The organism is Psychrobacter piscatorii (assembly GCF_001444505.1).
Classification (GTDB): Bacteria; Pseudomonadota; Gammaproteobacteria; order Pseudomonadales; family Moraxellaceae; genus Psychrobacter; species Psychrobacter piscatorii_B.
In genome coordinates this window covers 1-13,279 of record NZ_LNDJ01000105.1, presented here as the reverse complement: position 1 = coordinate 13,279, position 13,279 = coordinate 1, and the positions used below count along the sequence as shown (strand labels likewise).

At 43.6% G+C, this 13,279-nt stretch carries 10 protein-coding genes; 1 reads left to right on the top strand and 9 read right to left on the bottom strand.

What is annotated here, in order from left to right; translation table 11 throughout:
• Window positions 1-144: 144 nt before the first annotated feature.
• Window positions 145-1,884, bottom strand: coding sequence for a hypothetical protein (locus AS194_RS11355; protein WP_058025612.1), 1,740 nt, complete (start codon window positions 1,882-1,884; stop codon window positions 145-147).
• 290 nt (window positions 1,885-2,174) lie between these two features.
• Window positions 2,175-3,182 (bottom strand): EF-P beta-lysylation protein EpmB, encoded by a 1,008-nt coding sequence (epmB, locus tag AS194_RS11350; RefSeq protein WP_058025611.1) that lies wholly within the window; start codon window positions 3,180-3,182, stop codon window positions 2,175-2,177.
• 162 nt (window positions 3,183-3,344) lie between these two features.
• On the opposite strand from epmB, the gene efp reads away from it, so the two are divergent.
• Window positions 3,345-3,917, top strand: a complete 573-nt coding sequence (efp, locus tag AS194_RS11345) for an elongation factor P (protein WP_058025610.1) — start codon at window positions 3,345-3,347, stop codon at window positions 3,915-3,917.
• 218 nt (window positions 3,918-4,135) lie between these two features.
• Here efp and AS194_RS11340 read toward each other — a convergent pair whose 3' ends face one another.
• The 7 genes from AS194_RS11340 to AS194_RS11310 form a co-directional block, all read right to left on the bottom strand.
• A complete protein-coding gene (locus tag AS194_RS11340; protein WP_227511643.1) occupies window positions 4,136-5,911 on the bottom strand; it encodes a GAF domain-containing hybrid sensor histidine kinase/response regulator in 1,776 nt (591 codons plus the stop codon).
• 21 nt (window positions 5,912-5,932) lie between these two features.
• On the bottom strand, window positions 5,933-6,814 hold the full coding sequence (locus tag AS194_RS11335; RefSeq protein ID WP_058025608.1) for a ThiF family adenylyltransferase: 882 nt from the start codon (window positions 6,812-6,814) through the stop codon (window positions 5,933-5,935).
• A gap of 69 nt (window positions 6,815-6,883) precedes the next feature.
• Window positions 6,884-7,870: a TatD family hydrolase gene (locus AS194_RS11330; protein ID WP_058025607.1), complete on the bottom strand. Its 987-nt coding sequence runs from the start codon at window positions 7,868-7,870 to the stop codon at window positions 6,884-6,886.
• Window positions 7,871-8,382: 512 nt separating this feature from the next.
• Window positions 8,383-10,638 (bottom strand): type II secretion system secretin GspD, encoded by a 2,256-nt coding sequence (gene gspD / locus AS194_RS11325; protein ID WP_058025606.1) that lies wholly within the window; start codon window positions 10,636-10,638, stop codon window positions 8,383-8,385.
• Between the two features lie 78 nt (window positions 10,639-10,716).
• Window positions 10,717-11,613: a type II secretion system protein N gene (locus AS194_RS11320; RefSeq protein ID WP_058025605.1), complete on the bottom strand. Its 897-nt coding sequence runs from the start codon at window positions 11,611-11,613 to the stop codon at window positions 10,717-10,719.
• Window positions 11,614-12,450 (bottom strand): type II secretion system protein N, encoded by an 837-nt coding sequence (gene gspN, locus AS194_RS11315; RefSeq protein WP_058025604.1) that lies wholly within the window; start codon window positions 12,448-12,450, stop codon window positions 11,614-11,616.
• A 242-nt stretch (window positions 12,451-12,692) separates the two neighbouring features.
• Window positions 12,693-13,016 (bottom strand): H-NS family nucleoid-associated regulatory protein, encoded by a 324-nt coding sequence (locus AS194_RS11310; RefSeq protein ID WP_058025603.1) that lies wholly within the window; start codon window positions 13,014-13,016, stop codon window positions 12,693-12,695.
• Between the last annotated feature and the right edge of the window lie 263 nt (window positions 13,017-13,279).

Sequence of the window (13,279 nt, the reverse complement as noted above, 5' to 3'; positions counted from 1 at the left end):
AATTGATACAGCATAGGAAACGCGCTCGACTAAATGCTACTTTTCTTGCTTGCTGTGACTGCGTCTCCAGAGGCTGCGAAAAATAGCGTTTAATCTTGCTATACCATTTTTATAATGGTTTCACTATAAATACATGAATAGACATTATTTTGCTATTTCGTATTGACTAAACCCTTCAGTTATCATCAATCTACGCCCCAAACGTAAATGGGTTTGTTTGCTGCTGATACGCATGATGACTCTATCATCAGGCTGAAAGTAAGACGAAGGTACAATCAGCGAACTCATGGTTTGCAGCTGCTCATCCTTACCCAGAATCAGCGCTGGCACAAAACAATGCTTCTGTGGGTCCCTCCCTTCCAAGCGCAACCCACATGCCACAATCTGATGACCAAGCAATTGCCATTCAACCTCTTTGTCTTTGGTATCAAAATGCCGCCAACGCACCACCCCTATTGACCGATTAGGCTGCTCTGTCACATCAGGTTGACAGAGTAAGAACAAACTCATGATATGTAATGATGGCGGTGTGGTTGTAACAAGCTCGCCATCTATCATATCCATATCAAGAGCCTCCTCTCCAACATGCTCTTCATTCAAGACATCTACTGTTGGCACCAATCGCAGTGTACGAAATAATGACAGACTGTCATGGCTGTCAAACACCTCTATGTCTAACGCGCTGTTACTGCTTTGCTCTGCATTAAACGTGTCATAACGAGGGCGCTCATCTATGGATAACTCGTCTATTGCTATCAAGCTAGCAAAGCTGCTTGAGTCACCAACATGGTGGTGGATACTGTTAAAACCAGCGATTAAGCTCGCACGGTGTTTGAGACTATATTTAGTAGGCAGCGTGAGCTGTGGCTGTAGATAACGATAACTGACTGTCATTGATATTGTATTCAACAGACCGTGTCCTATCCCCACATTACTGCTCTCAGTGGATAGCTGCCTACGTGAATTAAAATACTGCACCATAGGAGTCAGCTCTAAAAACAAACAGTCATAGCGATCTTCATAGGGATTTATCTCAGAGTTGGGCGTTAGATACGTTGGTGGTTTATCACTCTGTAAATCTACGAACACGCGTGTTTCCGTCGTTGGTTCTATTGTCGCAACAATATAATGAGACCATTCATGCAATAAACGTTGTACCAATAGAACATTAGGACGACGCATGGCACATACATTCAATAAACTATGCAAACATATTTGGCAATAAAGCTGATGAATACTATTTGTGTAAGGTGTCACTGTTTCTCGATTCAGATCGAGATGAGACACACGCTGTTGATAAGCGAGATGATACAGCTGATTAATTCTCGACCAGAGATAATCTGATGGCTTGCGATAGCAAAGTGCCTCTTCACACAATAGCTTGTGGTACCTCAGTAGCGACTGATAAATGGCAACCGTAAGCGTATTGGCGCGCTTTTTATTAGTATTAAAATAGCGCGGAAAACCTTTCTTTAAAATATTTTTTGGCTGACTGTTTGATATTAATTCTTGACGACGTACAACCTTGTCATAAGCCAAAATAATTAAATAATGCAAGGATTTTACTTGAGCCACATAACCCAACTGCACCTCACTCAGCGCGCCTGTTTCATAAATATACTGCTGTCGTAACGTGGCAATCAACCGATCTGAAGCATCGCTCACAGCCGTCATCAGTTTAAGGCGTTGAAGCTCATCTATGTTGGCCTCGCATAATACGGAGAGAACTTTTTCTAAGTGCTCAGCTTGCTGCTCTTGGGTTTGTGAAGATAGCGTTGTCAATAGTTTGAGCAAATGATGCTCTTGGCCGCTCCCTGATTGGTTTGGCGTTGGTAGTGGCTCTTTGGAAGAAAGGTTTTCTTGAAACTTAGATAAAGTTATCATCAGTATTCCTACTCACTGTTGGTCACTCTGAGTAAGTTGACAAGAGGCAATATGCAACCACACAAAGTAGAGCAATATCAGGTAAAAAGCATGCAAACTGTGTATTGTTTTAAAGAGGCTATGGGTATGAACGATAGACGTTTTATTGTTAGACAATATATTTTAGGCGTTCTATCAATATAATGCCTGATACCGTGACCCCCTTCTTATAAAAAATCAGTCACTGACCAATTTTTATCAACAATCGTCTCTTTTTAACAGGTTTTTTCTGCACCCCTATATTGCCTGCATTAAATATGTTTGTAAATATCAATTGGCACCTTAAAAGGTCTATTCGGCAGTTCTCTGACCAACTTGGGTACCAAATATCCCGGTAATGCTGCCAATAACGACCAGTAGAGCTCAATTGACGACCGCTCGTCATTATCAAAATGCGCGGCACCAGCCACCTTATCCAATACGTACAAATAATACGGTAGTACGCCACAAACAAACAAACGCTGGCTTAATTCTGTCTGAGCATCGATATTATCGTTAACACCTTTTAATAGTACTGCTTGATTTAGCATCGTCACGCCAGCTGCGCGAGCACGTTGAAGGTACTCTGCTGTCAGATCATCAATCTCGTTGGCATGATTACAATGAATGACCATCACGAGACGGCAACGACTTTGAGACAGTCTGTCTAATAGTGCGTCATCCAATCGGGCTGGAATAACCAGCGGTAGACGAGTATGCAGTCGAATTGTCGTCAGCTGCGGAATAGATTCCAAAGTATCTAACCATGCAAATAAACGTCTATTGGTCACATTTAAAGGATCACCCCCGCTCAAAATCACTTCATTGATTTCAGGATGCGCGCTGATATAGTTGATGATATTTTCTTTTGCATCAGCAGTTGGCATATTGGCGCTATAGTCGAAATGCTGACGGAAACAGTAACGACAATGAATCGCGCACGCTCCAGTAATCGTCAGTAATACTCTTGATTGGTACTTGTGCAGCATTCCTTTGACAGGGTTTTGGCTGTGTTCACTTAACGGGTCCGCCACATAGCCAGTGACCGCAATCTGCTCACGCTTATCTGGTAGGACTTGTTTTAGTAAAGGATCATCACGGTCGCCCACAGTCATTTTTGCCACAAAGCCGCGCGGCACACGCAGCACAAAATGCTTCGGCACATAGACGTCTGCGCGTAGTGAGTCGAGTTTTAGGAGACTGAGCAACTCGTCAACAGAGGTAATGGCTTCCGATAATTGCGTTTGCCAGTTTTTTTGTGTGATTAAATGGTTTATCATGACAGCCTACTACCTGTGCCCAAAATCGGATATTATACGCCCTTAGTGTCTACCCTATCAAAGTATACCGCTAATACGTAAGCACTTGGCTTGGCAGCAACTTTTGGTACAGTCAGCCTCATATCTATCTACTACCATATCTACAACCCCTAGGAGTCTCTTGTGGCAAGTTTTTCTACTAATGAATTTAAAGCTGGTCTAAAAGTCATGCTGGATGGCAACCCTTGTGCCATTCTTGAAAACGAGTTTGTTAAGCCTGGTAAAGGTCAAGCATTCAACCGCGTTAAGCTGCGTAATCTTCGTAGTGGTAAAGTATTGGAGCAAACATTCAAATCAGGCGACAGCTTAGAAGCGGCTGATGTGATGGATACCGAAATGAACTATCTATACAACGATGGCGAGTTTTGGCATTTTATGCACCCTGAAAGCTTTGAGCAGATTCAAGCTGACAAAAACGCGATGGGCGACGCGATACAGTGGTTAAAAGAGAACAGCAATGCTCTATGCACCATTACTTTGTTCAATGGCACACCTTTATCAGTAACGCCGCCTAACTTTGTTGAATTACAAATCACAGAAACCGATCCTGGTGTACGCGGTGACACCTCAGGCGGCGGTGGTAAACCCGCTAAGCTAGAAACTGGTGCCGTGGTACGTGTACCGCTATTTGTACAGCAAGGTGAAATCGTTCGTGTTGATACGCGTACGGGTGACTATCAAACTCGCGTAAACTAATAGCGCGATAAGCGTGATTGATCGCTGAGATTGTTGTGTTGATTACTAATAAAAAAGCTTAACCGTTTATAGAGCGGTTAAGCTTTTTTGTGTTTACAGCGGCTGTATTTATTGTCGCATAGTCGCCTTTAACGTTTGGTAGCGCCTAGTATTTAGTTAGTCGCGCCTAATATTTAATAGTCATTGTCATGGCAATTATCATGATAACGACCTGTGACTTACTCTTCTTCTAATTGCTTTTGTATCAACCAATATTGCACTAAAGCGTTTAGCTGCTCCTGTTTAAAAGGTTTGGTGCAATAATCTTGCATACCCACTTTTAAGTACTTTTCGCGCTCTCCATCCATGGCATTGGCAGTCAAAGCGATAATAGGTGGTAGGTCTTGAGGGTCATAAAGTTCATGCAGCTTAATAGTGGCCTGTACACCATCCAAAATCGGCATGTGATGATCCATCAAGATGACATCATAACGTTTGGGAAACAAAGCAAAAGCTTCAATCGCTTGTTGACCATCAGTCACATGAGTGACGGTATGACCGCTATTGGTCAGTGCCTTTCTGGCAATAATGGCATTAACGGTATCATCTTCTACCAATAAGATATGACCTGCACGCTCGTGGCTAGGCTCTGCCATTGTGAGATCATGAGAGTCTTGCCATGTTTCGTACTTCTCTTCATCAATAGTCGGTAGCGGCAATAACACTCGAAATGTAGTACCAACGCCTACGGTACTATCGACACAAATATACCCACCCATCAGATCGACAAGAGATTTGCAGACGGAGAGCCCAAGACCTGTACCACCATAGAGGCGATGCGTGAATTTATTGGCTTGACCATAAGCATCAAATATTGCCTCTAATGACTCAGCTTTTATACCGACACCTGTATCTGTGACCTCAATACATAAGGTTATATTCTTATCCGCCTTACGTTCTAACGTCTCCTGCCTCATGCTATTTTTGTCAATATTTTCACGATAGCAATTATTCATATGCTTGACATCAATACTCACTCTCCCGCCTTCACGAGTAAACTTAATCGCGTTATTGACAAGATTTGCGATGATTTGTTTGAGACGTACTGGATCCCCTTTTACATAAGGTGATAACGACTCGGTATAATGGTAATCTAGCGTCAAACCTCGTTGACGTGCCTTAATAGAAAATAGGCTGACCACTTCATTACATAATGTAGATAAATTGAGTGGGATAGAATCAATATACATTTTTCCAGACTCAACTTTCGATAAGTCCAAAATCCCATTAATAATCACCATCAAATGCTCATTAGAGACTTTGATGTTATCTACATACTCTCGCTGTTCAGCGCTAAGCTCAGTGTCACCTAGCATCTCTACCATACCAATAATACCGTTCATTGGTGTTCGTATTTCGTGACTCATATTGGCCAAAAAGTTAGATTTCATCTCATTGGCGTGTTTGGCATCACGTTCTTTATCCTGTAGCTTCAACGCATCTGCTGCCATCATCGCAAACTGCGCCAATATCTCTTTTTGTTGGTCACTAAAGCTATGGTTGGGCTTGGTATCCATCAGGCATAATGAACCTAACCGGTAACTTTTATTGCCCTCATGCAAAATGATCGGTGCACCCGCATAAAACCGCAAATGAGACAAGCCTGTAACTAATGGATTCTGACGAAAGCGATTGTCCTCCAATGCATCTGGCACCACAAAGACTTCGTTAGATAAAACCGTATAATTACAAAAGGCTACTTCACGTGTTGTGGTACGTACACTCTCAGTCTCACTGTTGAATTTGCAGGCTGCTTTTAAATATTGTGTTTCCTCATCCATAAAAGTGATCGTTACCACCGGCACATCAAAAAACAGCTTTACGAGTGCAACGAGTCGATCAAATGCAGGCTCCTCATCTTCATTGAGTACCTGATATTTTTTCAACTTGTTGATACGCTCTACTTCATCTACCGCTACTGGGTAGCTGCTTTTAGGTGAGTTAGATATAGACAAGATCGACTCCATTAAATAATATTAGACGCTCGATTGGTGATTCGTCTGCTTTATCAATAATTGTAACGCTTCATTGACCATAATCATTGCGACCACCGATGTGACGACCACTGCCGACCCATAACCACCACATTGTAATCCGCCTGCTTGGCAGCTCTTATCTACTCGTGGTGGCTCGGTAGAATAAACACATTTGATACCGAACTTCTCTTTTAGCGCGCTATTGATGCCTTTTTCGTGGCGCAGCTTATTACGCAATTTGGCAAGCAATGGATCTTGATAGCTATCACGCAAGTCGCTCACTCTTATTTGACTTGGATCTATCTTACCACCTGCACCGCCTGCACAGACCAGCTTTAATTTATTAAAACGGCAATGTAGGGCAATCGCCAGCTTGGCATTCATATCATCCACGCAATCTAAAATTACAGTAGGTCTACCTTGATCAGCGGCTGCTTTCGCTTGATGGCGACTCGGCAGTAGCGCTGCGACGTTTTCGACTGTCAAGAAATCATCAACGAGATTTAAGGTGACTTGAGGATTGATCTCTTTAATACGTGCCGCCATTGCCTCAATTTTGCTTTGACCAAAAGTACTGTCTAGCGCCGGTAGCTGCCGATTGACATTAGAAGCAACCAACACGTCCAAATCAATCAAGGTAATCATACCGACTGCCGTACGTGCCAACGCTTCTGCCGCCCAAGAACCAACACCGCCTACCCCAATGATATAAACATGCGACGCTGCAAACGTATTGACAGCTGATGTGCCATAAAGCGTGCGCGTACCTTGAAAGCGGCGGTCATACTGCTCATTTTTTTCATCTACGCTAGCTTGTACATTATCATATTCGGTAGTGACCGGCTCTACGACTGGGTGCTCAATTTGTCTGGTTTCATTCATAGCTTTTTAAATACTCTTTTTAAATATTTTGACTGTGCTTACTTCATCTTTTAAGTATAAGTTTAATAATTATGTTGGGTAGGCCCAGTTTACTTTTAGGGCATCGCAGCTATTTTGCCATAACTGCTTAGCAAGTTTATCCTGTGAGACACCCAATAATTCACTTAAACTCGACAATACCCAAGGCAAATTAGCAGGAATATTCCTATCATGTGCGTGGGCTGCCTCCCATTCATTGTCTGGGCTTTGTCCAACGGCTGAATGCTGACTATTCGAATTTTGACACATAATCGGAGTCATGTCCGGACAGTCTGTCTCAATCACCAAGCACTCAATACCATATGTATCCACAGCGGCCTGAATAGCACGGCGCAGTTTTTTGGCGTTCGGATTGGTCACCTGACCTGTGACACCAAGCTTAAATCCTAATTTTACAAATGCCTTGGCTTCTTGTTCACCGCCACTAAAACTATGCGCAATACCGCCCAATGTGTGAGCATCGTATTCATGCGCTTTTAATATAGCGAGCGCTTCGGCGTGCGCCTTACGAATATGAAGCATCACTGGCAACTGATGGGTCACAGCGGTATCTAGCTGCGCTTCAAAGAACCGCTTTTGTTTATCAAAAACATCAGGCTCTTTCATTGCGTCAGTAAAGGTATCCAAGCCGATTTCACCGATGGCTAATGGTCGACAGGCAGCAACCATTTGTGCCAATTCTATCAAATGAGCATCAGTATGCTGCTCGATATAAAAAGGATGTAAGCCTAGCGCAATATGGGTACAGAAATCAGACTCGTTATGCTCGCCAGTGTCTATGCCAAAACGCTTGGATAACTGATCAATCAACTGCTTAGTGTCATACATACGCTCAAAATGCTGATAAAGATAACCAACCAGTACGAGATGACGTATACCTTGATGGTAAGCGCTTTGAACCTGTTGCGCCCGATCGCTATCGAATAATGGGGCATCAAAATGTGTATGGGTATCAATGAGCGGATAACAATTGCTCAAGGCTTGATTTACCCTATTTGATGACTCAGGACCAGACATAAATACACTCCAAAAACAACGTGTTTAGCAAAATACCTTATCAACCATCATATTATACACATGGTTGTAGTAACAGCTTATTCAAGCGATGCAGCGTTCACTATAAAGCGCTATGCGCCCCTACTGGGTATCCTTATCCCCGTGATGAGCATTCTTATTTTTTAAATTTGCGATATTAGTGTCAGTCACCTTATCGGATTTTCGACTACTACGCCGAGGAATAATCAATAAGGCGGTGGCCACAGCACCCAAGACCAGCCAACTTTTACCCCTTTTATGATTTGCCATGACTGTCTCTACCTATTGATACAGCACCAATTTTGTGGATATAAATATGCATACCTATTTTATCTCACTAAAGTTTAGTATACGTAAAATACGACGGTCGCTCTGTTTAGCTGTGTTACGAATACGCAAGCCAATGTACGATGTAACGTTTATTTATTACACCGTACATTGGCTTGTACTAATTGAGAGGAATGAGTGGATTAAAATAGCAATCTGTGACAGTTTTAGCGATTTAGAGGATACGTCGTTATACCATTGTTAGGACTGTCTACCTTGGTAAATCCTTGAGAGGTTGATCTGGGTGTTTGATCGCGCTTAGGAATAAGGGGGTTGAGCGGCATCAATTCATAGTCTGCATCGACATTACCATCCCAGCCCTGTGTTCCGCTCAACGGGAGCTGTTTGATCGTACCATTTTTATCGATGACCAATTGCAGTACACGCATCTGATTGAATTTGCGCTCTGTGACACTGGCGACCGCGCCGCCATCACGTAAGATGGTTGGTTGTAAAAATATAATCAAGTTACTCTTTTGAGTACTGTCATTGTCAGAGCGGAACAACCTGCCAATCACTGGTACATTTCCTAAGCCCGGAACTTTTTGCTGGCGTGTGGTGCTATTGTCACGCATCAAACCACCTAGGGCGATGGTCTGCTGATCATCGGCTAAAATCGTTGTATTAATGAGACTTTTATTGGTAGTCAAACCACTAGCATTGCCAGTAGTACCTGGTACGACGGAAGATACTTCTTGTGAGACCTCCAAACGTACGGTGCCATTATCACCAATATGAGGGATAACGTTAAGATTGATACCAATATCTTGACGATCAATGGTCTGGAAAGGGTTGTTTGAGTTGTTACCACTGGTAGTATAAGAACCTGTGACAAAAGGTACGTTTTGACCAACCAAGATACTGGCCTTTTCATTATCCAATGTCAAAATAGACGGCATGGACAATAGATTGGCACTGGTAGAAGAGTCGAGTGCCTGCAAAATGGCACCATAAAATTCCGTATTACCCTGACTGTCTTTTCGGCTATCGCCAATCCCAACCAATGCACCAACGATAGAGCTGGCAGCGGAGCTAATACCTGCGGCGCCCGCAGCAGCACTACCACCCAATGCGGCAGCGGCCAAAGTGGTCGCACTAGCACCGACATTATTGAAGTTGACGACACCATAGCCACTATTGGCATTACCAAGCGCCCACTGAACGCCTAGCTGGGTTGCATCATCGCCTGAAACTTCAACGATAGCAGCTTGAATTAAGACTTGTGCGCGGCGACTGTCCAATTGGTTGACCGCATCTTCAATCTCAAACATGAGCTCAGGGGCAGCATTGACGATAACGGCATTTTGTGTCTCGTCAGCGATGATACTAAAAGGTCGGCCACCAACGCCTGTACCGCTTCCACTTGTATTGCTAGTAGGCACAACTGATGTACTACTACTGCCAATACTCTCACTCGCCGCACTGTTAATGGTTGCCCCTGTACTGCTTGCATCATTTAAAGAAGCGGACTCTAACGTTGAGGTGGCTCCAGCGCTATTAATCGATTGATTGGCCAAAAGGCCTCGTAGCATATCGGCAATATGGCTAGCACTGGCATACTTTAGGCGAAAGACACGTAACCCACTTAATCGTCTTGTCGGTGTGGTATCTAGTTGATTAACCATCTCCTGAACTTTGGCAATCATCTCAGGGCTGCCTTTGACCAGCAACCTATCACTGGACGAATCAGCAATCACTTTGAGCTGATTATTACCACCTTGTGCTTGTCCGCTACCAGCGCTTGCCACCAAGGCACTGATTAGCTCCATCATACGTTCGGCATCGACGTGGCGTAGTGGTATCACTTGTAGACTGTCATTGACGTTGCTGTCCAAATCACGGATAAGTGCGGTGAGTTGATTCAGGCTATCAGCACGATCTGATAGCACCAGCGCGTTTACACCAGGCACAGCGGCGGCATGTGCAGACTGCGGCATTAAAGGTCTTATAACTCCCAATACTTCTGCTGCTTGAGTGTTTGTTAAATAAATCACTCGGGTTGCGAGCGACTCACCGACACTATTGCCGCGCAAGTCAACGGCGACACCAGACTGCTTGGCGACATTGTCAGGTACCAGTTTGATTGTCGTACCTGTCTCTATCGCTGCAATCCCATTGACTTGCATCACACTTAAAAACAGCTGATAAATCTCATCACGGGACAAGGCTTTGTTCGAGATGACAGTCACATTGCCGTTGATACGAGGATCAAGGACAAAGTTTTGGTCGGTGATGGTTGCCACCTCATTAATAAAAGCCTTGATATCAGCATCTTGTAAGTTGACCTTCCAGCTCTCAGCACTCGCTAGGCCCATGCTAGCAGCCCATAAGGGTACCGCTAGGCAAAGAGGACGACACAGGCGCATCAAACGCGGCAGGATACGGTGTAACGGTGTGGCTGAAAATTGATGAAAACTTACCATATTGATAATTACCTACAGTGATATTGCGTCATATGTACTGAGTTTTTAACGAGCACTCTTTGCTAAAAGTCCGTCTTATTAGAACTGTTGACGGATGGTAATAACTTGCTCACCACGTTGAACCTCGATTTGTGCTTCGCCTGCTTGCTGTACTTGCTGTAATACGCTTGCATCCTGAGCAGGATTATTGCCCACGTTTTGCCCGTTTACTGTCAACACTTTGTCGCCTGGCTCTAGTCCGAGTCGATTGCGCAACTTCGATGGCATCGCTGCGGTGACTTGATAGCTTTCACCTGAGGCCATTACCCCCATTCTACTCAAATAACTGGCAGGATTTTCTTGTAGCGCGGTGACCGCCTCTTCAATCGCCGTTTGCGGACTGCTTTCACTATTCGTCTCTGTCGGTTCAGGCGGCGTATCTTGTAGTGTCTGAGGCGCAGTCGGTAACATACTATTGTCCGGTAAACGCTGATTACTAACCGCCCCTGCCAGCATGTCACTTTGATCTAGCGGCATAGCATCTGGCATGCTAATCACGGTTTCTTTATCATTGGCATCCGCGATAATAACCGAATTCCAATCAACAGCGACAAGAATATAGTCGCTGTCTTTTAGTCCATCACCAATTCGGTAATTTTTCACCTCACCATTAATGTTAAGCAACGCTGAAGACATGCTCTCCGGTATGGCGAGTAGTACGCCTTTAAGCTCAACATTGGGTGGTGGCTGGACTGCCGCTGCAATAGGGTCAGGATCAGCAAATATCGCAAACAAACCACTATAGTCATTGGCAGACTTTGTATTGTTTTGCAAAGGGGCTAGTGGCAATGCTGGTGCTAAGGGCGCTGCTAATAGTAACCACAAAAGACGCGCCGCTGTCCAACATAGCCAAGCAATTGCCAGTAGCAACAACCACCCTGAAAAACGATTGAGAGTATTCACGACAGGCTTTAAGCTGGCAGCAATATTTGACATTTAGGGCACCCCCAAACCAGCTAGCAGCGGCTGGCGCACACTAACGACTGGTGTGTCCTGCGGTGCTTGCCCTTTGTATTCAGGCATGTTTTCTAGTAGGCGCTGAGTCAGACTGACATCTAGCATATTGTTCCCGTCTATATACAGATCGCCCAAGCGCTTATCTTGATTATTCAATAGATTGATATGCAGCAGGTTTTTATTGTTCTTTTGCTCAGCACTCAGCTCAGCTCGCAATGCAGGCATAGTAATATAAAAAACCTTACCGCCACTCGGATAGCCGACTTCACCGCCAACCCAGGTCAACTGACCATCAGCTTCACTAAATCCCGCCGCATTTTTAGCAGACTCATTCTCAGCTGATTCCGATGATGCATTGTCGCTAGACTGACGCTTTAACGAAACGCCATTGACTTGAATGGGTGTGTTAGGCAGTTGCCAATCAACCATACTTGCCAAAGTCTCAGGAGCAATCTTTCCGCTCATATCATCGATTTGCCATGAGTTTAAACCCAGTTTTACCTGTCCGTTTAACCTCGTTTGCTCTGAGTTGATAGTCACATCGGCACCAAGCTTTCCTGTGAGCAGTTGCCATGGCTGCCATGACCATTCGGCCATCCCTGTGAGCGGTGTCGATGATAGAGGAATTTGCCAAATAGCAGAGCCCTGCCATACATTGCCAGACACATGCTGCACGTAAGGCGTATTGGGTGCATACTTTTGGATTAGCCATGCCGCTGGCATTTGCAATACAGCAAATAAGGCAAACAATACAAATCCGATCAGCCACCAAAGCTTGCGGGGACGCTTATGAGACAACTCAGATACTTGGGCCACGGTTGCACAACTCTTATATAAGACAAAAACGTCATTATCATAACAAACAATGACCTATAGATGACAGAAAAAAAGCCAGTATCTTTTTACCAAAATATTGGCAATAGAGATACTGGCTTTTTTATTTTGCAAAGCTTCAGTGCTTATGACTAAATGATTGTAAATAAACCATTATCCATAAGACTGATAAGCTCCGTCTCGTACTGTGTTAAGACTCGAAACTATCTAATTGGATAGCCTAATTAGATAGCAAAATCTTCAAGGTCACGACCTGCTGCTAGCGCTTCTACCAACCACGTTGGTTTACGTCCGCGACCAGTCCAAGTTTCTTCCTTGTTATCAGTATTGCGATACTTAATACTGCGTTTTTTCTCTAGTTTTTCACCAGCTTTTAAGATCTCTTCAATCGTCGCGTTGCTGTCTTCTGCAATTTGCTCAAACTGCATATAAGCATCATACAAACGCTGATGCTGTTTTTTGGCAATAAGCTGCTGTGCATTTTCGCTGATGGCACGTAGTTCATCTACGTTTAAGTTATCTAAATCAATTGCGTTATTTTTACTCATAGTAAGTCCAACTGTCGGATAAAAAATATCACCTCAATAGAGACATTGTACCTATTGAGATACCTGAATGATGACTCATTCATTATTCAAAAATTAATAGTTTTTAAGGGTTAATTTGATTTTTGATTAATCAAAGATTATTCATAATTATTTTAATAAACATGAATAATAAAAATATTGCTGGCAAACACAAGCATTCATTATACCTTATATATAGTCGGTTCAATATAAAATCAATACAATAAGATTAAACGCTATTTTTC